Here is a 25603-nt window from a genome sequence, read left to right as displayed (position 1 = left end):
CCAAAACGGCGTGCATGAATGCGCCTGTTGAACCGGCTTGTCAATCGTGGCGCGGATTCAAGATGGAGAATGGTCGCCAATGTCACAGATGAGGCAGGTTGAAACGCAGCTTCGCGACATGATCCTCGGGCTGGAACTGGGGCCGGGCGAACGGCTGACCGAGCGCTGGATCGAAGCGCGCTTTGAAGCCTCACGCACGCCGATCCGGGCAGCACTTTTGCGGCTGGAGGCGGAAGGGCTCATCTGTCGCGAGGGGCGCGGCTGGACGGTTTCGCCGATCAATCTCGGCGAAATCGAGCAGATTGGCGTCTATCGCGAGGCGCTGGAAATTGCCGCATTGAAGCTGACCTGTGCGCTTGAGGATCGCAGCCACGTGGAACCGATTGCGGCCATGCTGGATAGCTGCGATGCCGAAACCTCGCGCGAGGAATGGCACCGCATCGGCATGGATTTTCATATCGAGCTGGCGCGGCTGTCCGGTAACGCGTTTCTCAGCCGCGGCGTGCGCGATGCCATGCAGCGCCTTTCACGGGCGCGCTGGCTGGAGGTGCGCGACGAGGCGGCGCTCGCTCGCGCATGGGCCGAACACCGCGCCATTCTCGACGCGGTGCGCGAAGGGGATGCCGACAAGGCGACGGCGTTGATGAGCGCGCATCTGGACGGCAGCCGCAGCCGCCTCGTCAGCAATCTGCACGAGGACCGGCGCGGCCTCAAGGCGCGGGGCTTTGCCATCATCAGCGCGTGACACAGTCATCGCCATTCGGGCAGCTTATGGCCGTCGCGTGAATAATATTGCGTGCGTCCATCACCGATACCGATATCGCGCAGGAGATATTCCGGCGAATGTTCGGTGATGACGATATAAGTACGTTTGCGCGAAAACAGGCGGGAGAATAGCGTGCTCCAGCTGTTGCCTGCCTCATGGCAGACGGCGGGTGCTGTGGCGGTTGTGCAGGCAGAACCGAGGTTTTTCATGACCTTACCTATCGAATGAAGCAGCTATGGGAGGCGCTGCTTGTGAAAATCTGCCTATAGATATGCGCCTGAAAACTTTTGTTTTCCAATCGAACCTCGATTAGTATGCATAAGGAGGACTTATGTATCATGACGACAGCACTTCCCCCTTTATCGGCCATTCGCGTTTTTGAATCGGCCGCCCGCCATGCAAGCTTTACCCGCGCCGCGGAGGAGCTGGGCATGACGCAGGCCGCGGTCAGTTATCAGATCAAGATATTGGAGGAGCGCGTCGGCGCACCGCTTTTTCTGCGCATGCCGCGGCAGGTGGAGCTGACCGAATTCGGCAAATGTCTTGCGCCCGCGATCACGGAAGCGTTCGATGCGATGCGCAATGCCTTTGCCAGCCTGCGGGAAGATGCGGAAGGCACACTGACGATCAGTGTTCTCGCGACATTTGCGGCCAACTGGCTGGCGCATCGGCTGGGCTCGTTCCAGATGCGGCATCCATCACTCGCGGTCAGGCTCGACACGTCCGACAGCGTGATCGATTTTGCGACGACCAATGTGGATATCGCGATCAGGAGCGGTTTCGGTAAATGGCCGGGCCTGGAGGCCCATCAGCTCATCAAGGCGAGTTTCACGCCTATGCTGAGTCCGGCTCTGGCCGCGACCATCGGCGGAGTGAAAGAGCCTGCCGATCTGCTGCGGCTCAAGATAATCGATGTGAGCGATCCCTGGTGGAAAATCTGGTTCAATGCGGCGGGGATCGAAAACCCGCCAATGCAGGGCAATACGCAGAGCAGGCTGGGAGCACAGCACATTGAAGGTCGGGCGACTGTCGCGGGGCAGGGCGTCGGCATTCTCACGCCTGCTTTCCACCAGATCGAAATCGCCACTGGCCAGCTTATCCAGCCATTCGACATTCTATGTGATGATGGACGCGCTTATTGGCTTGTCTATCCCAAATCCCGTCGCAACATGCCAAAGGTTCGCGCCTTCAGGGAATGGATATTGAGCGAACTCGACTGTGGCTGAAGGGCGGTATCGGGTGCTATGGACGTAGAAATCGAAAAAATACAGGTTCGATGTCACATTCGGCATTGCTGTCTCGTCATGTCTATCGAAGCCCTTGAACCGAAAGGAACGATACCATGACCCCTCTGCTCAACCCGTTCAATGTTGCCCCTGCCACGATGAAATCCTGGATGAATGCCTCGATGACAATCGCATCCAGCCTGGAAGCGAGCCTGATCGAGCTTGTCAAAATCCGCTCCTCGCAGATTAATGCCTGCGCCAATTGCATCAACATGCATACGCTTGAAGCCCGCTCACTTGGCGAGACCGAACAACGCATCTATTTGCTGTCGGCATGGCGCGAAGCGCCGTGCTACTCTGAGCGCGAACGGGCGGCTTTGGGATGGGTCGACGCGCTGACCCGCCTGTCGCAAGGCCATGATCTGGAAGATGCCCGCACTGCCATGCAGGCGCAGTTCACTGAGGAGGAGCAAGTGAACCTTACGCTGATGGTCAACATCATCAATGGGTGGAACCGCATGGCGGTTGGCTTTGGTCTCTGGTTCGAACCGGAAGCCAAGAAGCCGGCGGTAAAGGCAGCCGTCTGATGGTCGACATATCCTCGCAAGGCGATGCAGCCGAAAGCTTCGATCCGCTGCGTCCGAAATTGATCCGCGTTGCCTATCGCATGTTGGGCTCGGTTGCCGATGCAGAGGATATGGTGCAGGAGGCGTTCATCCGATGGATGAACGCCAATCGCAGCGTAGTGCGCGAGCCGGAAGCGTTTCTGCGCCGCACCGTTACCCGCCTGTGCCTCGATTTTCTGAAATCCGGGCGCAACCAGCGCGAAACCTATTTCGGACCGTGGATTCCCGATCCGATTGTCGAAGAGGAAGCGGATGATGATGTCACCCTTCCGCTCATGCTGGCGCTGGAGCGTCTTTCACCACTGGAACGCGCCGCCTTCCTGCTGCACGATGTCTTCGGGCTGGATTTCGACGAGATAGCCAAAACAATTCAGCGCGATGCCGCCGCGTGTCGCCAGCTTGCTGCGCGGGCACGCAAGCATGTGCGCGAGGAGCGTCCGCGCTTTCAGGTCGACAAGAAGCGCGGGCTTGAACTGGCGGAGGCTTTCTTCGCGGCATCGCGCAGCGGCGATATGAATGCGCTTGGTGCGATGCTGGCGGCAGATGTGCATATGCAGACCGATGGCGGCGGCAAGCGCCCGGCTTTCCCACGGCCGTTGCTGGGTTTCGCCGATGTGATGTCGATCCATCAAAAGCTGGCCGCTTATTACGCGGCCAAACGATCGGAATTCATTCGTGCGGTCTATATCAACGGTTTGCCGGGCTTCATCACGCGCGAAGCCGATGGAGAAATCCAGACGACAGCGCTCGATATAGAAGACGGCAGGATTGTCGGAATCTATGTCGTGCGCAATCCCGACAAGCTAAGGCATCTGCACTGAACTCTGCCGCTATTTGTTCGGGAGACATGCTTATTTGCTTTCAAGCATGTCTTTATCCAAAAACCGGTTTCCACTTTTTGGAGACGTGCTTTACCCGATCAGGTAGCGGCAGGCGCCTGCCGCGCCAATGCCGATCAGCACGGTTGGAAGCATGGAAAAGCGCGTCGCGGCGAAGATCGTGATTGCAAGCGCGATCAGGTCGGCTGGCTTGTCGGACACGAAATCGGGCGCGATGACCGAGATTAGAACGCAGCCTGGTGCTGCTTCCATCACTGCCGTTGCGCGCTTGCTGAGCGTGCGGTTGCGCAACAGCACATAGCCGCCGATCCGCGTGAGATAAGTAACACTTGCCATCAGAACGATGGTCAGAACGGCTAACGGATCGATCATTCTTCACCTGCCAGCAGATAGGCTGCAACAAGACCGGACAAGGCACCGGCGGCGACATACCAGGCGCCGGGAATGGTGAGATAGGTCAGCGCCGCCACCACAAGGCTGACCAGCCATGGGCGCGCGGCGGCAAAACCCTTCCACATGCCCGCCAGCAGAACCAGAAACACCGCCGGAAAGGCCATGTCGAAACCATAGGGGCGCAGGTCGCCCATCATCGGGCCGAAGGCCGCGCCCAGCGTGGTGAAGACCACCCATGCGAGATAGAAGGGAATGGCCACACCGGCATAGAAGGTGAGGCTCAGCGCCGGATTGACGCCTTTCGACTGGCGGCGTTTCGCATCGGCAAGGCCGAGCGCCCAGCTTTCATCGCACATGAGAAACAGGCTCGCAAAAGCCTTGCGCTTGGGCAGATGGCGGATGAAGGGCGCCAGAGCCGCGCCCATCAACAGATGGCGGCTGTTGACCAGAAAGGTGATCGCGACAATCAGCAGGACATGCGGCGGCGAGGTCCAGAGCTGGATGGCCGCGAATTCCGACCCGCCTGCGAAGTTCAGCCCCGTCATCATCGGCACTTCGACGATGCTTAAGCCCTTTTGTGCGGCCTGCGCGCCCAGAACCAGCGCATAGGGAATAATGCCAAGCAGAACCGGCAGGCCGGCGGCGGCCCCGCGACGGAATTCCGAGCCGCGCCCGGACCTGCTTTTTTGAGGCGCATAGGCCTGTGAAATATCCATAAAATTCCCGTTGGCTGGCCGGTAATTGGCTGCCCCTTGCTCAGTCTCTTGCCTGTTTGCTTGAGAGTTTCGCAACTATAATCAATTCCGTGAGCAATTTGATTGCGAATTATGGGTGTTTGCATCAATGTTTGGCAGAGAATGCCAGTAATATCGCCATAAATGGAATTGAAAGCCAATGAAGCTGGATGATATCGACAAACGGATTCTGCGCGTGCTGCAGCGTGACGGCCGCATTGCCAACAACGATCTTGCGCGCGAGGTCGGGCTTTCGCCTTCGCCCTGCCTGCGGCGGGTCAAGCTTCTGGAAGAGGCGGGGGTGATCGACCGCTATGTCGCGGTGCTGAACCCGGCCAAGGTCGGCAAGGGGCTGACCTTCTTCACCCGCATCCGGCTGGACCAGCAGGACGAGGAAACGCTGCAAACCTTCGCCAAGGAGATATTGAAGCTGCCGCAGGTGCTGGAATGCTATTTCATGCTTGGCGATTATGATGCGATGATCCGGGTGGTTGCGGCGGATATCGAGGATTACCGCCGCTTCCAGTCGGAATATCTGAGCCGGATCAAGGGTGTTCAGAACCTGAAGACCGACGTACCAAGCCAGACGGTCAAGCAGACTTCCGAAATGCCCCTGTAAAATGACCTGCGAATTGTCAATGAAAACAATCGCGGTCAAATAATCACGTTCGGTGGCGTTTCACTCACTGAAAGTCAGACTATACTTTCCGCCTTATGGGGTGTCTGGCCCCAGGGGCTTTATACTTCTCATCGCCACAACAACTATCTCTGTCGTCGCAGTCAAGCGTACGATCACATCTCCCGTCAGGAGAGTTGTCGATTCAGCTGAACAGATTGACGGTCTGTTTGGAGGCCGAAGAATTTCCGACCTTGATACGCCGGCAGAACAGAAGCCAATGGTTGCAGCCTTCAACACAGCTCTCACACGAATCGACAATGCAAGGCTTGGTTATCAGTTTGGCGTTTCCTGACCCTCAAAATAAGCTCATTCATTAAAAATAATGCGCAAACGGGATGATCCACCCTAGGCTTCAATTGTGGAACATTGAGCACTGACGGATGAATGCCTGAAGTGTCGGATAGGTCGAACTTTAGGTCACTCATCCATAAAATATTGCTGAAGAGATATCAGACTGGATAACTTTGCTAACTGGTTTCGGTAAGGTTTTTGACTGCCTCAAGAACCGGCGCTGCCGTAAAAAGTTTGGTTGGACGGAAACAGCCAACATCCAATATCAGGCGATACGTTATCGTTGCCAATATCGTCCATTACCGCAGTGTTGGAGCACGCGTCAGATATGTTTTTTCCGCACAAAGATCGATGCATGTCTTTATAGTTTTCTCGATTGACGTCGGTTAGGTGCGTGACTTCCCCAATCAAAACCGATACTCAATCGATAATGGCTCAAGTTGATCGACAATCTCGTGATAGCCGCTGAAAATTATCAGTATGATCGCTCATTCGTCGTTACCTGTGTTTCGGTTTCATATTTTTCTTCCAACGCTCTTGCCAGATATTTTGTCCATCTCTGTATGCCGGGTGGGGTCGAAATAAGATCGTGACGCAGTTCGATCAGAACTGCGGGAATACCACGCTTGTCGCCATGCACAGGTATTGCATAATCATTGATATCGATTTGATAGGGTTCATTTTCGCCAATACATGTAATATTTTCACACTGCAGACAGCCGATGATCTGCTGGCCAAATCCCTTTGCTGTGCCATAGAGAATACCGACCTCCCACGGTCGAGTTTCATCTTTATAAATGGGGGTGAAGCTGTGAACCGTTACTATGCGTGTTGACTGCAATTGTTCCAGACGCCGATCAAGAAAGCGGTCAATGGCGGTGTGAAACGGCTCGAAGAAATAAGCAACACGTTGGGCCTTTTCCGCTTCGCTTAAGTTCAAGTTACCCGGGATAACGGTCCTTTCGGATATTTCCGGAAACATTTGCTCTGAAGCATGAGGCCGATTGGCATCCAGTACTAGCCGGGAATAGTTGGTATAGAATAGCGGCGCATCGAGCAAATCAGCGAGCTGCTCGGCAACTCTCAATGCTCCTATATCCCATCCGATGTGGCGCTTTTGATCGCTATCGGGCAAGCCCAACCCATTCAGGGCCTCTGGAATCAACGGAGAAGCGTGCTCACATATCAATACGACGTCGGAGGTGCCCGATGGGTTGTAAACTCCATAAGGTGGCGGCTCACTCAACCCAATGAGTGGTTGGCTGGTTCGCATTGTCAATATTCTATCCTCAATAAATCCGGCTGTAACGCTCGCAAATTGCCCAGTCATCCAGACCGGCTGTTAGCTGGATTTCCTTACGGCGCATCGCGAGGTATGCTTTCTTGAAATTCTGATGAAACCAGCCCATTACGGTTTCGTCTGCTTCAAGCGCCTCCAGCGCTTGCGGCAATGAAGATGGCAATCTTGAAATTCCATTGTCCATGCGGGTTTTCGCATCAAGGGTTTCCGGATCGCCCTTGGTGATGGGAGGCAGATCGGTCCCGTTTTCCAGCCCCTCCATTCCCGCACGAATAAGCGCGAACAGGGAAAGATGTGGCGATGCTGTCGCGTCAGCAGCACGGAACTCCATGTTGAATGCACGGCTGGGATCGTAATCCGGTTTCGAAGGCGTGGGACAAATTCTCAGTGTGGCCTCACGATCCTTTTCCCCCAATGTCGTCCAGGCAGCCGACCAGTTATGCGGCTTCAAACGCTGATAGGAAACAACCGAAGGCGCACAGAGCGCAGTCAATGCAGGCATATGGCGCAAGATCCCCGATGCAAAGCGCGATGCAATAGCTGACAATCGTCCGGGGCGTTCTGCGTCAAAGGTTACCGAATTTCCCTCGATGTCCGTGAACGACAGGTGGATATGAACACCGTTCCCCACTGCATCCGGTGCCGTCTTGGGGGAGAAAATCGCTCGCATGCCGTTGGCTCTGGCGACCTCTCGCGTAATTATCCGCAATGCGGTCGCACGGTCTGCCGCCTCAAGCGCTGGCGCTGGTGCGTTCACGAGTTCATATTGGCGCGCACCATATTCAGGCAGGAAGCATTCGGGTTCGAGTCCGGATTCTTCGAGAGCTGCCCACAACATGGCAGGGAAACCACCTGATGCGCGCAAAGATGTGATTGAGAACGATGGCCCAGAATCAAGAGCTTCGCCTGTCAGCGAGAATTCATGCTCAAAGGCGGCGATCACTCGCAATCCATATTTTCTCTCAAGGTCTGAACTTGCATTCTTGAGCATCGAGCGGACACAGCCTTCCCATGGGCTTCCATCCAGCTCCTGCAGATCGCCCTGATAGAAGCTCAGCTTTGGCAATCCGGCTACGTTGCAAATGTCAGTATGTGCCCTGACGTCCGGCATCAGCCGCAGATCGCCGGCCGAGCCATAAGGATTGTCGTCGGCAATGATATCAAAAGGCGTAAGCGCTATATTTGCCGGAACCCAGCCGCATCCCTTTTCCAGTTGCGAAGCGCAACGCTCCGCTGAGAAAGCCCGCCCACGCGTGATCGCGCAGATGTCAGTTGTAACAAAGGAAACCAGATGTGATGTCATTGCGCTTTTCCCATCGCATCAATGCGACGCACAACTTCATCGGTTGTCGTAATCCAGCAATAGCCACCGAATGCGCGCAGAGCCGCCCGATGCCGTTCGTCCGTGTAGGTTGCGCAAGCATCTTCGACAAGAGTAACCAGATATCCGCGGTCAGCGGCATCGCGAACCGCCATATCCACACATTGATCGGTCACAATTCCAGCAATGATGAGAAAACGTGTATTTAAATTGCGAAGCACGTAATCAATATTGGTGGAGTTGAACACGCCTGACGATGTTTTCGGCAGAATGATTTCATTTTCCGCAGGGGCCAGAGGCTCGATGATTGCGCCCATCGGGTCGCCTTTCGGCACGTGCATATCCGAGAGTTTGTGATCCAGGGACCGGTCGCGTCCGTCCGCGGTCAAGCTCTCGATGATTGTGTGCAAGACGTTTTGATCAGCCTTGCGGAATGCATCCAGCAGGCGCTTTTGATTTGGTATGACCGTAGACCACAGCCGTTGCATAAAAGGCGTATCCTCACCCTGGGGATGGACGGGGTCAGCGCCCGGTTCCGCCCATATTCTCTGCATATCCACCAAAAGAAAGGCTGTTTGACCTGCCTTATAGTCCGAAGAACGCCTGATATTTTCTCCGGCAAATTCGATAGAAAATTCGGTCATGTGTCACCTTTTGAGATAAGTCAGCTGCGCTGGACTTTCGATGCTGGGAGCAGGCCTTGAGGGAAGGCGAGCAAAATCAGAAGAACACCGGAAAGCACGATGGCATCGCGGTAAGCGGCAAGATCGGGTGGGAGAACGGCCTGGAGTATAACTTCAATTGCGCCAAGCAAGAGGCCGCCTACGACGGCTCCCCGTAATGAGCCGAGACCTCCAATGACCGCTGCGATGAAAGCTTTGAGTACTGGCGCGAAGCCCATATATGGGTCGACGGATGCACGCTGAGCAACCCAGAGAAGAGCGGCGATGCCGGCCAGGATTCCAGATATGAGGAATGCCGTCGAAATGATGCGGGAGGCAGAAATTCCCATCAGGCGAACGACGGCAAAATCCTCCGCTGCAGCGCGCATGGCAATGCCCGTATTGGTGAACTTGAGGAACAGTTCCAGTCCGACGAGCGCAAGTGCAGAAACAGCGATAGATATCATCGGGCCATTGCCGACGGTGATATCTCCGATTTGCTGCGCGGACGTGAAAAAACCGGGCATGGAAATCGCCTGCGGTCGCGCCGATATTGTATTCTGGAAAACCACTTTCAACAGCGACGACACCGCAAACGATGTCAGCAACAGGGATGTGACCGACGCGGATCGCATCGGGCGGAAAGCGACAAACTCGATGATGACGGCGGATAATGCCGCCGCTGCTACAGCCACGAGCACGGCGATTGGAAATGGTAATCCGGCCAGAAGCGCGCCCAGAAGACTGTAACCTGCGATCGTCATCAACTCGCCATGTGCAAAGTTGATCAGACCCACGATGGAAAAGACGATAGCCAGACCGAGCGCCAGCAAGGCATAGACCCCACCGAGACTGAGAGCATTGATGAACTGTTGCAGGATCATGCCGACGCTCCCAAATAGGCCTGACGCACCAGGTCCGAATGACGTAATTCTGCGGCACTCCCCGACATGGTGACTGCCCCGTTGGCCAATACGATTGCGCGGTCGGCGATTTCCAGCGCGAGTCCGATATTTTGTTCGATCAGAAGGACGGTCAGTCCGCGCTGGCGTAATCTGGCAATCAGCTCAAACACGGTGTCGATCAACTGTGGAGCCAATCCCAGTGAGGGTTCGTCCAGCAAGATGAGCGATGGCGCGGACATAAGCGCCCGCGCTATGGCGAGCATTTGTTGCTCGCCACCCGATAAAAGGCCGCCGCGCGTGCGATAATATCGCCGGAGTATGGGAAACAGATCGAGCATCTCGGCTTCGCTGCGTGTAAAATCGTCCCGTCCGAGATGACTTGCCCCACCCAGCCGGAGGTTCTCCGCTACGGTGAGATTGGCAAATATCCGCCGCCCTTCGGGGACAAGAGCTATGCCCATTCGAGAGATTCGTTCTGCCGCGAGGCCTGTCAAATCCGCACCTTTGAACAGAACTTTTCCCGATTTTGGTTTAACCAGACCGGCTATCCCGGAAAGAGTGGAGCTCTTTCCGGCGCCATTGGCTCCGACCAATGCCAGTATCTCTCCTTCTCCAACCGTAAAGGAGACAGATCGAACGGCTTGTATCTCGCCGTAGCGAACGACAAGTGACTGAACATCAAGCATTGTACTTTTCCTGGGGCACAAATCACGGAGCTGGAATGTCTTCCGGCGTCGGCACTCCGCTCTCGAGGAACACGGCTTTCCCATCTTGATATTTGTACAAAGCTACCGAACGGACAGGCATGCCGGTCGTGCCCTCGTAAGTGATCCTGCCGGTGACGCCTTCAAAGTCTTTGAGGTGTGAAATTGCCTCCCGTATCGCCGCTGGATCGGTGGAACCGGCTGTTGTCACCGCAGCGTCGATAATCCCTGCAATTTCGTAACCGTTCGCCTCATATGCAGACTCAGGCGCATGCCCATAGACCTTTTTGAATTCCTCATTGAACGCCTCAAGCTTGCTGCCTGGCGCGGCGTGGCCGGGTGCCGTGAAGAGGACGCCGTTGACGAGATTGCCTAACCCGGCAACCGTCGGGGTATTGATCGCGTCCGCACCCCATACCGGAACCGTCACGCCAGCGGCACGCAGCTGCTGAATGAACGCTGGAAAATCGGGTTCATAAGCAGCAGTGAAAATGATGTCCGGCTTCTCCGCCAAGTTCTTTATTTTTGTCACTTCTGCCGAAAAATCCGGCTGTCCAACCGAATAGTTGCCGCGTCCGATGATCTTGCCGCCCTTTTTCTCAAATACGGTCGCGAAGAATTCGGGCAGATTTGCATGATAGGCGCTGTCTGGCGAAATCATGATATATGCGGTTTTCAGTCCGCTTCTGGAAGCGTAGTCGGCAATCTTGGTGGCCTGGAGATTGTCAGCCGGATAAGAGCCAAACATGACATCGCCAACCGCTGTGGTCAGGACGGGAGCAGAGCCACAAAATGTCATAGTTGGAATGCCAGCAGGCTGAGTAACCTGACCGGCAGCGATTGATGCATCAGCGTCACAAGGCGAAATAACAAACTTTACGCCGTCATCGACAAGCTCTTGCGTGGCTGCTGCCGTCTGCGACATGTCCGATCTGGTGTCTTTGATGATCAGTTTGACCGGATACTTGCCTGCGAGGCCGCCTTTGGCATTAATCTCGTCGATGCCCATCCGAAAACCGTTCAACGCCGGCTGGTCATAGGGTGCCAGAACGCCGCTTTGAGCGGTTGCCAATCCAATCTGGAAATCTTCTGCAAGCGCCTCGCCAGTAAACAGCAGGGCGGTCGAGGCGGTTAATAGCGACAGATATTTTAGCATCATTTATTCCCCTTGTTTTATTTATGCTGTCTTTCCTGCAAGCATTGCGTCGGCAGCCCTGGATCCGAGATAGGCTGCAATGACTTCCGGGTTCTGCTGGATTTTGCCTGGCAGGTCGTCTGCTATGAGCTCGCCGTGATCAATGACCGCCACGCGCTCGCATAGCGACATCACAAGCCCCATGTCGTGCTCAATCAGGATGATCCCCAGTCCGCGTTCATCACGCACCTGACGCAATAAGGTGACAAGCTGGGCCGTTTCGGCGCCGTTCATGCCTGCGGCGGGTTCGTCAAGCAGAAGAAAACTTGGACGCAGGGCCAAGGCCCGGGCAATTTCCAGCCTGCGTTTCTGACCATAGGCGAGGGAACCGGCCCGGATATGAGCATATTCTTCCAGTTGCATGAAACGTAGCTCATTTAAGGCGTTTGTTTCAGCTTCAATTCCGGATCCGGCGACTTGCGCTGCGGCAAGCGCGACATTTTCGAGGACGCTCATATTGGGAAAAATTCGTAAATTCTGGAATGTCCGTGCGATTCCGTGACGCGCAAAGTCGACAGATTTCCCATTGATGGTCTGGCCGTTCAGTACAATCTTACCGTCTGTGGGGGCGATGTCTCCCGACAGCAGATTGAGAAAGGTGGTCTTGCCCGCGCCGTTCGGCCCGATAATGCCGCTGATGCGTGCGGTTTCAAAAGCGATGGTGATGCCGTTGACAGCCTTCACGCCTCCGAAAAAGCGGCTGACATTAACGGAGCCAAGCGTCTCGGTCGTAGTGATTTCTTGTGGGGCGCGGGGGGCTTGCGACATCGCCCGTTTGCCAAGACGTTCGAGAGTTCGAAGCTCGCTTTGACCAAACAGCCCAACCGGACGCCGCCAGATGATAAGGATCATGGCGATTGCCAGAACACCTTGGGTCAGGCCAAAAATCGGAGGCACGTCCATGCCCAGAAATTGGCCGCCGCCCTCCACGCGCCGGACAATTTCGTTTAGCAAGGTTATGACCGCTACGCCCGAGAGTGCGCCTGTCACCGTTCCCATGCCGCCGACGATCAACATTGCAAGTAGGCTGAATGACAGTTCAAAATAGAAGTCCTTGGGTGAGAATGCTCCCAGGAAATGGGCCATCATCCCGCCCGCCACGCCGGCAAATACGACGCTGAGTATCCAGCAGATCACGCGTGCCCGGTGAAAATGGACGCCGATTGCAGCGGTTCCGCGTTCGTCATCAGAACTGGCACGGGCGCCACGGCCCCATTTCGTCTCCCGATACAGACGCGCTATGAGAAGCCCGGCCATAGCTGCCGTTCCAGCGTGCCATAATGTCATTGACCTCGGCACGCCATAGAATGGTTGGGCCCCGCGTGTGATTTCACGCGAGGCAACCAGCATTGAAAATACAATGATGAGCATGGCCAGAGTTGCGATCGATGCCGATGAGCCGCCAAGTCTGAAGAACGGCAAACTGCTCACAACTCCGAGCAGCAGCATTATACCAACGACCACCAGCAGCGCACTCAACATAGACATTTCATGTCCGGCCAGCCATGACGGCAAATCCTTCAAGGCGGTGCGTTGAATCGCTGCGGGCAAAGTCAGGATTCCGGTCGTATAGGCACCAATCGCCATGAACCCGGCATGACCGAATGAGACTATACCCGTATTACCCGAGAATATCTGCAATCCCAACACGGCGATCAGCAGGATCGCAGCATTCGTTGCTACTCGGATGGCCGAAGCCGTACCAAAGCTTTGAACCAGTACCAGAACGATTCCAACCGAGGCCATCATAATGACGGCATCCAGCCAGGCTTGGCGCGTCGCGAAGGACATGTTTCTGCTCCGGTCAGGCAAAGCGAGAGGGTGAAAAAGGCGCAATTACAGGCGCGCTTCCTTCCACAATCAACTGAGCCAAGGCTTCGCCAACTGCTGGTCCTGTTTTAAAGCCGTGGCCGGAGCTGCCGGCTGAAACATAAAGCCCCGCAATGCCGTCAATCTGCCCCAAAATCGGCATATCGTCCGCAGACATGTCATAGAGACCTATATAGCCCGGACGAATACCGAGTTCGACCATCGCTGGTGCCCGTTTCATGAAGGTTTCAAGGATGGCGATGCTTTCTTCCTCATCCATCGAATCCTGATAGTTTTCAGGGTCTTCTATACGGCGCGGGTGTACCGGATCTTCACGCCGTACGGCAGTGCCGCCACCTGCCCATGTCCCGCACAGAACGACGCCTTCACCATCAGGGCGGGCATAGTTTGCAGAAAGATCATCACACCAGGAGAAGGGCATGATTTTCTTCGCCTCGCCTTTGGCGTCGAGAACAGCCATGGGGTGACGTTCAATATGTATCGGAAGTGTTTGATCGATGGTCGCAAGAAGCTCTTTTGTCCATGGTCCTGCCGCGACAAGAACTGCATCGGCCAGAAGCTTGCGTCCATCCGAGAGCTGAACGCCCGTGACTTTGTCGCTATCGCGTATCAGGCCGGTAACCTTTGTGCTCTGCAGCAGGGCCGCGCCGTTTTCTCGCGCCCCATTGGCTAGCGCGTTCGTCGCGCCAAAAGCATCGGCATAGCCAAAATCCGGTTCCCAAAGCGCCAAAGCCACCCCGTCCACATCGAAGTCGGGTGCTTTTTCTTTTAGCTGCTCGGCTGATAATTCTTCAATTCGCGAGCCTTTAGCGCGAATTTGCGTTGCTGCCCTGGCCCAATCCTCGCGGCATTCTTCGCCGCAGACCCACATCATGCCAACCGGATAATGATAGTGATGACCTCCAGAAATTTGCGAAAGTTCATCGACAAGAATTTCGCGCCCGCGGATAGCCAGTTGCTGAAGGCTTTCATCGAGATAGAAAGCATGGGTTACAGCGCTTGATCTGCCGGTGGGGCCGCCAGCCGGATGAAATTGGTCGATGAACGTGACCTTAAGTCCATCGTATTTACTTAGAAAATAGGCCGCACTCGAACCTATGATGCCTGCGCCTACAACGATTACCGACATCTCTCCCATATTGTTCTCCCATATTTTGTAATATTTTTTACAAATAGGGCACAGTATGATAGATACTGTCAATAGCGTTACATGAATAAATTAAATCCAATCAAACTGAAATGATTTGTTCAAAGAGGTCCGATGTCTGTAAAGGAAACCTTGTTAAGCTTTAAAGGCTCGTTTACCCCTTCGGAGAGGAAACTGGTCCAGACGCTTTTGAATGATTATCCGATGGTTGGCTTGACCAGCGCCGGAGAATGGGCGCGGCTTGCAAATGTCAGTGCGCCCACCGTTGTAAGACTGGCGACGAAGCTCGGCTTCAGCGGCTATGCTGGCTTTCAGGCCGCCTTGCTTGGCGAAGTAGATAAACGTTTTCAATCACCGCTGAATCTTCTCGAGTCCCGACGGCAGAACTTTCCGATCACCACAATGGACACAGCTGTCGATTCATACACTCGGGCCTCACAACAAAGCCTTGAAGACAGCAAGATGCTGATGCCAACGCAAAGGTACAACGAGTTGGCGGACATCCTGTTAAATAACAAGGGCAAGATCTACGTCGTCGGAGGACGTTTCTCCGGCTCGATCGCGACAATTCTGGGGAGCTACCTGCGCCATTTTCGCGGCGATGTGATCGACCTGTCGCCTGTTTCGCAAAATTCACGAGAGCGTTTGGTTGATATGGGCCCCCCAGACTGCCTGGTTGTTTTTGATTATCGCCGATATCAGCAGGATGTTGTTGATCTAGCCGTCAGTGCTGCAGGTCAGGAAGTGAAAATTATTCTCTTTACCGATGAATGGCTTTCTCCCATTGCAAAGCATGCCCAGATATTCGTGCCATCGCGCACCGAGATTTCATCGGCCTATGATACAATGCTCCCGGCCCTCATGCAGGTCGAAGTCCTTTTTTCGATCATGCTGGATCGGATGGACGAGCGCACTCAGCGTCGTTTTCTGGCCTTTGAAAAGCTGGGGTTTTCGGCGCGATAAAAGGCCTTCACATCTCGCAACAATGATACCACAGTTCCAGCGCTGTCTCGATTGAAGCACTCACCGTCCATGATCTCCGAATCATGGAAACTCATTGATTCAGAGGCGCAATCAATCTGCAACTGTAATGCTAGCCTTTGTTCCAGTTCCTGAATTCGAGACAAGCAGCACTCCACGAAATCCTACACGCGCCGGAATGACTCTTCGCCTATGTAGACCCAGCTTTTACCAACCGATGTTGCAAGGAATTCATCGGAATAGCCACTTTCGATTTCGAGCTGAGGATTGCCGGGCAGAATTATGATCTTCATGAGTATGTAATACAGGAGTAATCCGAGTGGAAAGCCGATGATGAAGGCATAATCTGAATACCAGGCCGCCACGCTGCCAGCCATGATCCATGCAATGAGACCGGCCCAGTTGATGCCGCCCGCATAGCGGAACTGTCCGCTCATTCGGAAGAGATCGGGTACGTTTACCCGTCGCCGACGAATGAGATAATAGTCGGCGGCCATAATCCCGCCAATAGCCGATAGGAAGGCACCATAATAGCCGAGGAAGATAAATAAGTTGTCCAGAATCCGCCAAGGAAAGCATAGCGTGCCAATGATGCCGGCCAGCACCACACCGAGTTTGTAGTTGATATGGCGGGGTGCGAGGTTCACCAGCGTCAGTGCTGCGGGGATCAGATTGGCGGCTGTATTCGTGGACCACTGTGCCAGAATGATCAATACCAAGAGCATGATCAGCGCTGTCCCCTGGCTCTGCGCCTGAATGACTTCGATCGGATTCCAGTTGCCGGTGGCGATCAGGGAAACGGCGCCAATGCCCGCGATCATGGCCTGGGTTATAGGGAGTGCGATCAACTGCGCGGCGAAGATATTCTTGTTGCGCCTGAGAAAGACGCGTTCGCCGGGCACTGTCTTCACGAAGCGGGTCAGATTCGGAATATCGATTGCCATCGTAGACCAGAAGCCGAGATTGGCGATGAACAGCACCAACAGTGACATTTGCCCTTCGGCGCGAAAGGTCCAGATGTTCAAGCCTTTTGTTTGGGCTATGCCGTCAAGTGTAAAATACATCCAAATCGAGATCGCGATGATACAAGGCGCGGCCAAGGCGGCCAGTCGTTCAATCGATTTTATGCCACTGGCCGTGTTGGCCACCTGCACAATGCCGAAAGCGACATACCAGACAAACCAGTTGTCGAAGCCTAAAAAGTGCGAGCCTATGCCGTTCAGTGCCAGCGCTCCGAGATAGGTCTGAATGCCGAACCACATGGCTGCGACCAGTCCGCGTGAGACCGCAGGTATATGCGTGCCGCGCACGCCAAATGGCGCGCGCAGATAGACCGCGAAAGGCAAACCGTGTTCCGTGCCTATATCTGCGGTCAGTAGCATGAACAGACCGATGCCCACATTGGCGAGGAAAATAGTCAGCACGACTGTTGGAAGAGAAACACCTCCGGCAATGCCGGTGGCGCCCAGCGAGAAGGTTGCGATGATGACAGCGATGCCGATCCAGATCCAGGAATAGCCCAGCATGCCGATAGGTCGCTGGTTGAGAGCGGTAGGCAGGATAGATTCTTCGATAAGCCCGTTATGTTGTTGTGCGGAATGCGTGTGTTGCGCGGTGATTGTCATGTTCTCCTCCGCTTTTCTTGGTAAATTCGGGCATGTTTCTGTAGTCCCGATTTGAACTTCATCCGCTCATACATCTTTGGACATCGCCGCTCTTTGTCTGGCCGTTGCCTCCACATCGACCGTTTCCCGGTCAAGATTGACGACAACGCCATAGACTTCACGTGCATGTTCGGCCGAATAGAACCCGTCCAGCACATCCTCAAGTACCTTTTGAGCCTGTCTTTTCAGCGGGGAGCCGTAGCCGCCACCATTGGGGCTGTAATAGGCCATGGTGTCGTTGGCCTTGACCGCCAGCCCTGAGAACTTGGAATGCATTTCCGTTGCATTGTCAGGTGCGGTTGCGTTGTAGATCAAGCAGCGACCGACCGCACCGTCACTGCCGCCGAAAATGCCCCAGGGGGCATCCTTGTGACGTTCCGATTCGTGGGTGATGAAACCATCGGTAAGCATCCGCTGTGCCTTGACCACGCCAAGTCCCCCCCTGAATTCGCCCGCACCCGGAGGCATGTCGTCGCGAAGTTCGTAACGCTCGCAGATCATCGGGATATGCATTGCTAGGTCTTCCAGAGGGTTGTTTCGCGTGTTGGCCATCAGATTGTCGATGCTGTCTGGACCGTCCGAGCGTGGGCGACCTCCATAGGCACCCTCATTGACCTCCAGAAATACCCAGTAATCGCCGCTTGACCGCACGCCGGAATAGGCGGCAAACGAAATCGAGGCCGAACTGCCGGCGATCACCGTGTCTGGCATCACTGGCGCCAGTGCGCGGATAATCAGGTCGATCATTCGATTGCATTGGGTGAAACGAGCTTCAGCCGAAGCGGGCGGCTTCGGGTTGAAGATGGAGCCTAGTGGCGCGATCACGTTAATCGGCCGGAACGAACCCTCGTTGGAAGGAACCCTGACGTCCGATGTACAGGCGTCAAGAAGCAGTTTGCGGAATGCTGCATAGGCGGCAACCTTGGTCGACCCTTCAAAAGGCACATTATATGCCGTGGATGTCTGATCAGCGGAGCCAGTCAGGTCCACGTCGAGCTCGTCTTGCCTCACGCGCACGGTAACCTTGATTTTCAGTCGCTGATCGCGGTTGCGACCGTCATCGTCGAGCCAGCCTTCTGCTGTGTACTCACCGTCAGGAATGGCCATGATGCGCTGGCGCATCATGCGCTCGGCATAGTCCATAAGCTGGTTTGCTGCCTGGAAGACGGTGTCCTCGCCAAACTTCTCGATCAATTCCACAAAGCGTCTCGCGCCGAGCCGGGCAGAGGCGACCTGTGCTTCGATGTCGCTAACCAGTTGCTGGGCTGCGCGGCTGTTGTTGCGGATAAAATTCCACATTGCGTTATTGGGCTCGCCCTTGCGGTAAAGCTTGGTGCCGGCAAACAGCATGCCTTCGGCGTAAACATCGGGCACATCGATAATGAGTCCGGGCGTTGCGGCCCCGATATCGACATGATGTGCCGTGTTTCCGGCGAAGCCTATCAGCCGGTTCTGAAAAAACACGGGCACGACAATGGCCAGATCGGGCGTGTGGCTTGAGCCGTGATAGGGGTGGTTGTGGACGACGACGTCGCCCTCATACCATTCGCCGTCCTCCAGCGTTTCCCGTATGCCGCGTAAATAACCCGGGATCGAGCCGATATGCATGGGCGTCGATTCAGACTCGCATAAAGTGTTGAAGTGGACGTCAAAGAGTCCCGCACCGAGGTCTTCCGACTCCCGGATGATCGAGGAGAACGACATGCGATAGAGCACATGCGCCATCTCCTCGGCGATGGTTTCGAACGAGCCCCGGATTACCTGAAGGGTGATCGGATCGATCCCGGCGGAAACTTCCTTCACCGCCACGGCCTTTGTCATGCTGTTCATCTGAGTTCCTCCCTGATCACGCAATGCCAGCGGTGCACACGCGCATGTTTCCGTAGTCCAGCACTTCGGCGACGTAGCCCGGCGGAACGAGTGTGGTGGAATCGTGCTGGACCACAATCGCCGGTCCGGGGACCTTGTCGCGGGCGAAAAGTTTCGACTTGTCGTAGCGTGGCGTTTCCAGCGTCTGCCCGTCATCGAATGTCGTTGGCCGCTTGAATTTCAGCGCCCGATTGATGCTTGAGCCGTCGGTCACCTGCAATTTAGGTATATTCAGCCGGTCGATGGAGGCTTTGCCTATGACGCGCAAGGTAATCAGCTCCACTTCCGCATCACGATAACTGTAGCCGTAGTCGAGATGGTGCTGGTCATGGAAACTGGTGACGACCGATTTCTTGTTGAGCTGGGTCAGCGGACTCTCCGGCATTGCGGCGCGCAGCTCGAAGCCCTGACCGTGATAGCGGCATTCAGCAACTATCTGCACTTGATGGTGCTCGCGCGGAATTCCGTCATCCTCAAGTTCCGCGATAACCCGCTCGCGCAACGCTGCGGCTGTGCGATTGATCCGCTCTATCTGTGTATCGGTCGCGCCATTCAGTTCCACGATGACCGCTTCCGTGTGTTCATATTGCAGATCGGTCTTGAGCAAGCCGACGGCGGCGGTGATGCCCGGCGCCACTGGCACGACGACGTCCCTGGCGTGCACTGCTTCGGCCAAGGCCACACCATGCAGCGGTCCCGCACCGCCGAAGGGCAAGATGGAGAATTGGCGCGGATCGATGCCGCGCGCCACTGAATTGGAGCGGATAGCCAGCGCCATGTTTGAATTGATGATCCTGAGGATGCCGAGCGCGGCTTCCGTAACCGACATGCCGAGCGGTCGGGCAATCTTTTCCTCGATGGCCTTATGCGATAGCGCCGGATCGAGCCTGAGATCGCCGCCGAGGACAAGGTCCGGGTCAAGGCGTCCGAGAACGATCTGAGCGTCGGTGACAGTCGGCTCTGTGCCGCCGCGCCCATAGCAGGCCGGCCCCGGTTCGGAACCGGCAGAGCGCGGACCTACATTGAACGCGCCAGCCTCATCCACATAGGCAACTGAGCCGCCTCCAGCCCCGATGGTGACGAGATCGATCATCGGCGTCAGTACCGGATGGCCGGAAACATAAGTATCGCGCGGATTCATGATTTTCACGGTGCCGCCGGGTATCGTGCTGATATCGGCGGAAGTACCGCCGATATCTACGGTAATGATGTTCTTTTCCCCTGCCATCTCGCCTTCGGAGGCGCCGCCGATAACACCCCCGGCCGGACCGGACATCAGGATGCGGATCGGACGCGCGGCACAGGATGCGACCGTCGATACGCCACCGTTCGACTGCATGATGCGCAGTCTCGAAGACACACCCGCCTCCCGCAGCCTGGACTCCAGATCGCGCAGGTAGAATGCGGTCTTGGGACCGACATAGCTGTTCATCGCAGCGGTGGAAAAGCGCTCATATTCGCGCATCACATTGGCCACTTCGCTTGACAGTGTCACATAAGCGTCCGGCATTTCCTTCAGGATGATCTCTTTGGCGCGGCGCTCATGGGCATCGTTAAGAAAGGCGAACATAAAGCCGACGACGATCGAATTGATGCCGCGCTTCTGAAACAGCCTGACGGCGGCGCGCACCTCGTCCTCGTCCAGCGCTGTCTCCACGTCGCCATGAGGCGGAACGATACGCTCCGATATTGCGATGCGGTTGCGGCGCTTGACCAGCGGCTGGCTCTGCCATGGTACGGTGAAATGCAACGAGAAATTATAGGGGCGTTTGTGGCGACCTATATGCAGAATGTCACGAAAGCCCCGCGTGGTCAGCATTCCGGTCTCGGCGCCATTATGTTCGATGGTGATGTTGGTTGCGGTCGTCGTTCCGTGCACGATCAGATCGACATCGGCGGTGCCGATACCGGCCAGCGCGCAAATCGCCTTTACACCTTCGACAACGCCAATCGACTGGTTTTTCAAGGTGGTCGGGACTTTGTGATAAAAAACGCCTTTGGGGCATTCGAGCACAAGGTCTGTGTTCGTTCCTCCGACGTCCACGCCTATTCTTGCCATCTGAAGTTTCCTCTCAGGTTGTTTTCAAAACCGGCTCTTTCTGGCGTCCGGCTGGTGCCGCTTTGCGATCCTGCACCGGATTCGCTGGCTGCTTTTTCCGTCAGGCTCGGGTCGGACCGGCCTGTCCGGCGCCCTGCAGGCCATCGTCTTCATCCATGGCGTGCGTGCTGCCGAAGTCGCGACCAGCCGTTTCCGGGCTCAGGAGTGAAACCAGAAGTGCAATCGCCGCGACGATGGTGATGTATATGGCTGGCGCCAGCTGGTTGTCCGTGATTGAAATCAGATAGGTTGCAACAAAGGGGGCAGTGCCGCCAAAAACGGCATAGCTGACATTGTAGGTGATTGCGGAAGCGGTGTAGCGCACCCTCGTCGGAAAGACTTCGCACAGGAGAACCGCAGTCACCACATTGGCGGTTACGGCGCCGACAGCCAGCAGGAGCTGGGCTGACAGCGCGCTGTTAACGGTGGCGCCGGATGCCAGAATATAGGAGGGAACGGCGAGAAAACCGAGCAGCAACGCGGCTGCGATCATCGTGGGACGGCGGCCTATGCGGTCGCAGATACGCCCGATGACAGGCGCAGCCGCCGCGGCGAAGGTGAGAGCGACGACATTTGTTACCAGGACCTGCCCGGAGGGCATCCCAATAACGGTGCGCAGAAATGTCGTCATATAGGTCGAGAAGATATAGAACGAGAGAGCCGTGAGGCTGATATATGCGCCCAGCCGCACGATCGGTTTCCATTGCTCCCTGATGGTTTGGCCAAGCGGTGCATGCACCGTTGCCGGACGGTCGAGAACCGCCTGAAACAGCGGACTTTCTTCAAGACGGTAGCGGATATAGATCGCAATCAGGCCCAGCGGTGCGGCGAGCAGGAACGGAACTCTCCAGCCCCAGCTTTGCATGGCGTCGTCGGACAGGCTGACCGTGAGCATGTAGGACACAAGGGCTGCGAGCGCGAAGGACGCGAAGGTGGCAGCCGGCATCCAGCTGCTATAGCGCGAACGCTGGTGGTTCGGCGCGTGCTCGATGACATAGGTGACAGCACCGGCATATTCACCGCCCGCCGAAAAGCCTTGCAGGCAGCGCGCGACAGTCAGCAGTATTGGCGCCCAGATACCAATCTGATGGTATGTCGGCAGCAGCCCGATACCGGCGGTTGCTATGGACATCAATATGACCGTCAGCGACAGGACGCGTTTGCGGCCCACCCGGTCGCCCATCATTCCGAAATAGGCTCCCCCGATCGGCCGCAATGCAAAGGCGACGGCAAATATTGCAAAAGTCTGCAGCAAGCCTGCCAGACGGCTGCCTTCCGGAAAGAAGGTCACAGCTATGATAGGAGCAGTAAAGCCATATATGGCGAAATCAAACCATTCGATGACGGTGCCAGCGATTGCGGCCGTCGTGACCTTGCGAAGGTCGGATGGATCGGACGTCGAAGGACGTGGCATGAATTCCCTCCCAGTGTGGATACGCTTCCCCGGAGCGCGGTGAAAAGTACGCCGAAGCCTTGTCGGTCGGTTTCTGGCGTAACGGGTTGGTGCCGGCAGGAGCCGGCATCAACGTCATTTCGGTATTCCCTATGGCTGGCAGGCTTCGCCTCCGACAGACTCCCTCTTGCCGGAGGCAAATTCCATTATTCGGCTGCCGCGCGCGTTGCGTTGACGGTGTTGAGATATTGCACACACTCATCCACGCTATGGACATCGGCGAATTTTGCATCGATGTCATAGAGGTTCCAGGCAACGGCACCAGGCACGCGGTCGCCAATGCATTCGCGCACGGCAATGGTGCGGAAGCCGTCAGCAAGCCCGTCGCAGATGGTGGTGCGTACGCAGGCCGTAGCGGTTACGCCTGTAACGAGGATGGTGTCGACGCCCGCGGCGCGCAAAATGCCTGCGAGTTCGGTGCCGTGGAATGAACTCGCCCGCTTCTTGAGCAGCGTATATTCGCCCTCCACCGGCGCAATACGCGAGTCGATCGCCCAGAGGTCCTTGTCCTTCAGATTGACGACATCGATAGGGATCTTGCAGTGCCACAAACCCATGTCGGTGAAACTGGCATCACGCTCGGTAATCTCATAGGCGGTGGTAACATGAATGACCGGATGGCCGTTATCCCGGCATGCCTTGAGCAGGCGCTGCATGCCTGGAATGATCTCATTGTCCATGGCGTCCTGATCGCAGGTGAACGGATTGCCTGGACGGGTCCATGCATTGGCGAGATCGACGCTGACCAGCGCCGGACGGCTGCCGAAGCCGACGCGGCGCTGAAAGCCGCGCTCCTGATAGATTTTTGTCGACGCGTCGAAGGCCTGCTTCAGCATCCGGTCGAGTTCCTTGTTGTCGATATCGCTCATTGAATGTCCTCTCAACTATGCGGCACTGGCCGCTTGGTCTGGCTGCGATGACCGTCACCAGCAAGGGATGGTGTCGGTTATCTGGACGCGAGGATGTCGTTTTGAAGAGGCGGACGGAATTGGTCATTTGCCAATTACTATTGCGCGCAGTGCATCAATCAGTAAGGATCAAGAAAAAACGGGGAACCACGTGTCAACAGAAGCAGAAGCCGGGCTTGAGCTCACGCAATCCTTTCTTATCGTTGCCGAGGAACTGAATTTTCGCCGCAGCGCGGAGAGGCTGAACATCGATCAGTCGGCGCTCACCCGACGTATTCAGAAGCTTGAGCATCTGCTTGGCTTTTCGCTGTTTGAACGAACCACCCGGGAAGTATCGCTGACACCCGCCGGACGTGCCTTCTACGAGGAAAATGCCCGGCTGATCTACGATTATAATCGTTCTGTGAAGGCCGCGCGTCTGGTCGCCGAAGGCAAGACGGGTATATTGCGGGTGGCCTATATGGCCTTTGCCGCCACCGAGCTGATGCCAAGCGCAGTGCAGCGTTTCCGTACCGCCTATCCGCATGTGGACGTCAATCTGCGCTATATTCGCACGCAAGGCCAGAAACTGGCGATTGCCCACGATGAGGTCGATATCGGTTATATGATCGGCCCGTTCGAGCACAGCGATTTTCATAGCCTGCTTCTGACATCCGATCCGCTTTATGTCGTCACGCCGAAGAACCATGCACTTCTGCACAAGCCTGACATCAGGCCGGTGGATCTGGCCGATTGCGATTTGATTCTGGGCGACATGATCGAATGGGAAGCTTATCGCTGGCAGCTCAATGAGATGTTTTCCGCCGAAGGCGTGTTACTCAATATCAAGCTTGAAGCATCGAATACATTGGCCTTACTGGGGTTGGTGGCAGCGGGGCTGGGTGTGACGATCTACCCAGAAAGCCTGATCGGCTTTCTGGGCCGCAACGTCGAAGTGCGTCCGATCATGCATCCTGATTTCCGTATCCAGACAGTGCTGGCGTGGAAGCGCGTGAATCGCGCAAAATCCGTGCGCCATTTCGTCAACATCGCCAAGAACCTGCCTGTGCGTCTTTGAAGAGCCATGGCGCAATACAATCGGAAGTGTATCTGTGTCAGCCTCAGTCTTCGATTTTGATTAATGGGATCGCATGGCAAAAAGTGCAAACCAGATTTCGGAAAAGATGCGCGTCAAACAACGAGTACTAATCTTGGCCTGCTCCCCTGAAATGTCTTCGCAATTTGGTTGGTCTGTTCTCCGGAAAAGGAGACAGAACATGAAACGATCCCGCTTCGGCGAAGAACAGATCATCGGAATATTGAAGGAGCATCAGGTTGGGATGTTGGCCGTTGAGCTGTGCCGAAAGCACGGCGTCAGTGATGCGACGTTTTACAAGTGGCGCTCGAAGTATGGCGGCATGGAGGTGTCCGATGCCAAGCGCCTGAAGTCTCTTGAAGACGAGAATGCCAAATTGAAGCGTCTTATGGCTGACGCGATGTTGGACGTATCGACTCTTCGCGATCTCGGTGGACCAAACTTCATCCGATAACCTCCCGCAACCTGGGCGCCAGGCAACATTGCGCGAATGCAAGAAACGGACAGCGTCAGGTCGCCAATGCTGACCTCTGCCGCCGATGCTACCGTTGCACCACAAAACGTGATGAATGTCATGGAAAGGAGAAGCGGCAGGAGCTTCTTTGCTTTCGCCGTTGGAATTTTCCTTGCCGCTGGACGGCTGAGACAGTGTCGCATTCTTTAATGTCCCTTTGTTTCATTGAGGTTCCGCAAGTCGCGTTGCAGCCCGCATGGTCAGATAGACGACCGGGCCGTGATTTTATTCCATGGCTTTGAAGGTCAATTCTGAAGCCATTCAAAAGCGCGGGAAGCGGCGCTTGCCTCGCAGGCAATGATAAGGAAATGCCGGACGACGATCAGTAAATTCCAACGCCAATGGATTAAATTCGACTGCTTCGCCGTCTACGACCATGCAGTCTCGTGGGCCGTTCGCCGCAAACTGGCCCGGCGGATGGGC

Annotated in this window: 23 protein-coding genes and 1 pseudogene; 8 read left to right on the top strand and 16 right to left on the bottom strand. The window is 55.7% G+C overall.

Annotated features, from left to right (window positions below):
• Positions 1 to 79: 79 nt before the first annotated feature.
• Positions 80 to 745 carry a GntR family transcriptional regulator gene (locus JNC70_RS01750; protein ID WP_104756792.1) on the top strand — a complete coding sequence of 222 codons (666 nt, stop codon included), beginning with the start codon at positions 80 to 82 and terminating at the stop codon, positions 743 to 745.
• Positions 746 to 750: 5 nt separating this feature from the next.
• On the opposite strand, the gene JNC70_RS01745 is transcribed toward JNC70_RS01750, so the two are convergent.
• A complete protein-coding gene (locus JNC70_RS01745; RefSeq protein ID WP_104756791.1) occupies positions 751 to 975 on the bottom strand; it encodes a hypothetical protein in 225 nt (74 codons plus the stop codon).
• A gap of 129 nt (positions 976 to 1104) precedes the next feature.
• Between JNC70_RS01745 and gcvA the strand changes: the two genes are divergently transcribed.
• The 3 genes from gcvA to JNC70_RS01730 all read left to right on the top strand — a co-directional run bounded on the left by gcvA (position 1105) and on the right by JNC70_RS01730 (position 3439).
• Entirely contained in the window at positions 1105 to 1992 is an 888-nt protein-coding gene (gene gcvA, locus JNC70_RS01740) for a transcriptional regulator GcvA (RefSeq protein ID WP_104756790.1), read from the top strand.
• Positions 1993 to 2108: 116 nt separating this feature from the next.
• Positions 2109 to 2579: a carboxymuconolactone decarboxylase family protein gene (locus JNC70_RS01735; RefSeq protein ID WP_104756789.1), complete on the top strand. Its 471-nt coding sequence runs from the start codon at positions 2109 to 2111 to the stop codon at positions 2577 to 2579.
• The gene (locus JNC70_RS01730) at positions 2579 to 3439 is read left to right on the top strand and encodes a sigma-70 family RNA polymerase sigma factor (RefSeq protein WP_104756788.1); all 861 of its coding nucleotides are present in this window, start codon (positions 2579 to 2581) and stop codon (positions 3437 to 3439) included. Before JNC70_RS01735 ends, JNC70_RS01730 begins: the two co-directional genes overlap by 1 nt.
• Before the next feature lie 90 nt (positions 3440 to 3529).
• Here the strand turns inward: JNC70_RS01730 and JNC70_RS01725 are convergent, their stop codons facing one another.
• Both JNC70_RS01725 and JNC70_RS01720 read right to left on the bottom strand, forming a co-directional pair.
• Positions 3530 to 3829, bottom strand: a complete 300-nt coding sequence (locus tag JNC70_RS01725; RefSeq protein ID WP_010659133.1) for a branched-chain amino acid transport AzlD family protein — start codon at positions 3827 to 3829, stop codon at positions 3530 to 3532.
• The gene (locus tag JNC70_RS01720; protein WP_104756787.1) at positions 3826 to 4566 is read right to left on the bottom strand and encodes an AzlC family ABC transporter permease; all 741 of its coding nucleotides are present in this window, start codon (positions 4564 to 4566) and stop codon (positions 3826 to 3828) included. Before JNC70_RS01720 ends, JNC70_RS01725 begins: the two co-directional genes overlap by 4 nt.
• A gap of 178 nt (positions 4567 to 4744) precedes the next feature.
• Between JNC70_RS01720 and JNC70_RS01715 the strand changes: the two genes are divergently transcribed.
• Entirely contained in the window at positions 4745 to 5203 is a 459-nt protein-coding gene (locus JNC70_RS01715; RefSeq protein ID WP_010659131.1) for an Lrp/AsnC family transcriptional regulator, read from the top strand.
• Between the two features lie 826 nt (positions 5204 to 6029).
• On the opposite strand, the gene JNC70_RS01710 is transcribed toward JNC70_RS01715, so the two are convergent.
• Genes JNC70_RS01710 through JNC70_RS01675 form a run of 8 tightly spaced genes read right to left on the bottom strand, consistent with a single transcriptional unit; the run spans position 6030 to position 14672 of the window.
• A complete protein-coding gene (locus tag JNC70_RS01710; protein WP_104756812.1) occupies positions 6030 to 6827 on the bottom strand; it encodes an N-formylglutamate amidohydrolase in 798 nt (265 codons plus the stop codon).
• A gap of 16 nt (positions 6828 to 6843) precedes the next feature.
• The gene (locus JNC70_RS01705; protein ID WP_104756786.1) at positions 6844 to 8157 is read right to left on the bottom strand and encodes a type I glutamate--ammonia ligase; all 1314 of its coding nucleotides are present in this window, start codon (positions 8155 to 8157) and stop codon (positions 6844 to 6846) included.
• Entirely contained in the window at positions 8154 to 8819 is a 666-nt protein-coding gene (locus JNC70_RS01700; RefSeq protein WP_104756785.1) for a cysteine hydrolase family protein, read from the bottom strand. The genes JNC70_RS01705 and JNC70_RS01700 overlap by 4 nt, the downstream gene beginning before the upstream one ends.
• A 20-nt stretch (positions 8820 to 8839) precedes the next feature.
• Positions 8840 to 9721, bottom strand: coding sequence for a branched-chain amino acid ABC transporter permease (locus JNC70_RS01695; protein ID WP_104756784.1), 882 nt, complete (start codon positions 9719 to 9721; stop codon positions 8840 to 8842).
• Positions 9718 to 10428, bottom strand: a complete 711-nt coding sequence (locus JNC70_RS01690) for an ABC transporter ATP-binding protein (protein ID WP_104756783.1) — start codon at positions 10426 to 10428, stop codon at positions 9718 to 9720. The genes JNC70_RS01695 and JNC70_RS01690 overlap by 4 nt, the downstream gene beginning before the upstream one ends.
• Positions 10429 to 10450: 22 nt before the next feature.
• The gene (locus JNC70_RS01685; protein WP_245414789.1) at positions 10451 to 11605 is read right to left on the bottom strand and encodes an ABC transporter substrate-binding protein; all 1155 of its coding nucleotides are present in this window, start codon (positions 11603 to 11605) and stop codon (positions 10451 to 10453) included.
• An 18-nt stretch (positions 11606 to 11623) separates the two neighbouring features.
• A complete protein-coding gene (locus JNC70_RS01680) occupies positions 11624 to 13432 on the bottom strand; it encodes a branched-chain amino acid ABC transporter ATP-binding protein/permease (protein ID WP_104756781.1) in 1809 nt (602 codons plus the stop codon).
• Positions 13433 to 13445: 13 nt separating this feature from the next.
• Complete coding sequence (locus tag JNC70_RS01675; protein ID WP_245414788.1) at positions 13446 to 14672, bottom strand: NAD(P)/FAD-dependent oxidoreductase; 1227 nt, start codon at positions 14670 to 14672, stop codon at positions 13446 to 13448.
• A gap of 60 nt (positions 14673 to 14732) precedes the next feature.
• Between JNC70_RS01675 and JNC70_RS01670 the strand changes: the two genes are divergently transcribed.
• Positions 14733 to 15581 (top strand): MurR/RpiR family transcriptional regulator, encoded by an 849-nt coding sequence (locus JNC70_RS01670; RefSeq protein ID WP_104756779.1) that lies wholly within the window; start codon positions 14733 to 14735, stop codon positions 15579 to 15581.
• Positions 15582 to 15763: 182 nt separating this feature from the next.
• Here the strand turns inward: JNC70_RS01670 and JNC70_RS01665 are convergent, their stop codons facing one another.
• The 5 genes from JNC70_RS01665 to JNC70_RS01645 all read right to left on the bottom strand — a co-directional run bounded on the left by JNC70_RS01665 (position 15764) and on the right by JNC70_RS01645 (position 23552).
• Positions 15764 to 17224, bottom strand: coding sequence for an NCS1 family transporter (locus JNC70_RS01665; RefSeq protein ID WP_104756778.1), 1461 nt, complete (start codon positions 17222 to 17224; stop codon positions 15764 to 15766).
• A 66-nt stretch (positions 17225 to 17290) separates the two neighbouring features.
• Entirely contained in the window at positions 17291 to 19093 is a 1803-nt protein-coding gene (locus JNC70_RS01660; RefSeq protein ID WP_104756777.1) for a hydantoinase B/oxoprolinase family protein, read from the bottom strand.
• Between the two features lie 16 nt (positions 19094 to 19109).
• On the bottom strand, positions 19110 to 21191 hold the full coding sequence (locus tag JNC70_RS01655; protein WP_104756776.1) for a hydantoinase/oxoprolinase family protein: 2082 nt from the start codon (positions 21189 to 21191) through the stop codon (positions 19110 to 19112).
• A 100-nt stretch (positions 21192 to 21291) separates the two neighbouring features.
• The gene (locus JNC70_RS01650; protein ID WP_104756775.1) at positions 21292 to 22644 is read right to left on the bottom strand and encodes an MFS transporter; all 1353 of its coding nucleotides are present in this window, start codon (positions 22642 to 22644) and stop codon (positions 21292 to 21294) included.
• Between the two features lie 185 nt (positions 22645 to 22829).
• A complete protein-coding gene (locus JNC70_RS01645; protein WP_104756774.1) occupies positions 22830 to 23552 on the bottom strand; it encodes an isochorismatase family protein in 723 nt (240 codons plus the stop codon).
• Between the two features lie 190 nt (positions 23553 to 23742).
• Here JNC70_RS01645 and JNC70_RS01640 point away from each other — a divergent pair, with 190 nt between their 5' ends.
• Together JNC70_RS01640 and JNC70_RS01635 are read left to right on the top strand one after the other, a co-directional pair.
• Positions 23743 to 24648 carry a LysR family transcriptional regulator gene (locus JNC70_RS01640; RefSeq protein WP_245414787.1) on the top strand — a complete coding sequence of 302 codons (906 nt, stop codon included), beginning with the start codon at positions 23743 to 23745 and terminating at the stop codon, positions 24646 to 24648.
• 199 nt (positions 24649 to 24847) lie between these two features.
• Positions 24848 to 25114 (top strand): annotated as a pseudogene (locus tag JNC70_RS01635) (transposase); the annotation flags it as partial.
• Between the last annotated feature and the right edge of the window lie 489 nt (positions 25115 to 25603).

Source organism: Brucella oryzae (genome assembly GCF_041929965.1).
Classification (GTDB): Bacteria; Pseudomonadota; Alphaproteobacteria; order Rhizobiales; family Rhizobiaceae; genus Brucella; species Brucella oryzae.
This window is presented reverse-complemented; position numbering and strand designations above follow the sequence as displayed.

Coding starts and splice junctions, on each gene's coding strand:
- JNC70_RS01650 (WP_104756775.1), bottom strand. CDS start 22,644: ATGCCACGTCCTTCGACGTCCGATCCATCCGACCTTCGCAAGGTCACG.
- JNC70_RS01710 (WP_104756812.1), bottom strand. CDS start 6,827: ATGCGAACCAGCCAACCACTCATTGGGTTGAGTGAGCCGCCACCTTAT.
- JNC70_RS01690 (WP_104756783.1), bottom strand. CDS start 10,428: ATGCTTGATGTTCAGTCACTTGTCGTTCGCTACGGCGAGATACAAGCC.
- JNC70_RS01665 (WP_104756778.1), bottom strand. CDS start 17,224: ATGACAATCACCGCGCAACACACGCATTCCGCACAACAACATAACGGG.
- JNC70_RS01660 (WP_104756777.1), bottom strand. CDS start 19,093: ATGAACAGCATGACAAAGGCCGTGGCGGTGAAGGAAGTTTCCGCCGGG.
- JNC70_RS01745 (WP_104756791.1), bottom strand. CDS start 975: ATGAAAAACCTCGGTTCTGCCTGCACAACCGCCACAGCACCCGCCGTC.
- JNC70_RS01730 (WP_104756788.1), top strand. CDS start 2,579: ATGGTCGACATATCCTCGCAAGGCGATGCAGCCGAAAGCTTCGATCCG.
- JNC70_RS01705 (WP_104756786.1), bottom strand. CDS start 8,157: ATGACATCACATCTGGTTTCCTTTGTTACAACTGACATCTGCGCGATC.
- JNC70_RS01680 (WP_104756781.1), bottom strand. CDS start 13,432: ATGTCCTTCGCGACGCGCCAAGCCTGGCTGGATGCCGTCATTATGATG.
- JNC70_RS01725 (WP_010659133.1), bottom strand. CDS start 3,829: ATGATCGATCCGTTAGCCGTTCTGACCATCGTTCTGATGGCAAGTGTT.
- JNC70_RS01720 (WP_104756787.1), bottom strand. CDS start 4,566: ATGGATATTTCACAGGCCTATGCGCCTCAAAAAAGCAGGTCCGGGCGC.
- JNC70_RS01645 (WP_104756774.1), bottom strand. CDS start 23,552: ATGAGCGATATCGACAACAAGGAACTCGACCGGATGCTGAAGCAGGCC.
- gcvA (WP_104756790.1), top strand. CDS start 1,105: ATGACGACAGCACTTCCCCCTTTATCGGCCATTCGCGTTTTTGAATCG.
- JNC70_RS01700 (WP_104756785.1), bottom strand. CDS start 8,819: ATGACCGAATTTTCTATCGAATTTGCCGGAGAAAATATCAGGCGTTCT.
- JNC70_RS01670 (WP_104756779.1), top strand. CDS start 14,733: ATGTCTGTAAAGGAAACCTTGTTAAGCTTTAAAGGCTCGTTTACCCCT.
- JNC70_RS01685 (WP_245414789.1), bottom strand. CDS start 11,605: ATGATGCTAAAATATCTGTCGCTATTAACCGCCTCGACCGCCCTGCTG.
- JNC70_RS01735 (WP_104756789.1), top strand. CDS start 2,109: ATGACCCCTCTGCTCAACCCGTTCAATGTTGCCCCTGCCACGATGAAA.
- JNC70_RS01695 (WP_104756784.1), bottom strand. CDS start 9,721: ATGATCCTGCAACAGTTCATCAATGCTCTCAGTCTCGGTGGGGTCTAT.
- JNC70_RS01715 (WP_010659131.1), top strand. CDS start 4,745: ATGAAGCTGGATGATATCGACAAACGGATTCTGCGCGTGCTGCAGCGT.
- JNC70_RS01655 (WP_104756776.1), bottom strand. CDS start 21,191: ATGGCAAGAATAGGCGTGGACGTCGGAGGAACGAACACAGACCTTGTG.
- JNC70_RS01750 (WP_104756792.1), top strand. CDS start 80: ATGTCACAGATGAGGCAGGTTGAAACGCAGCTTCGCGACATGATCCTC.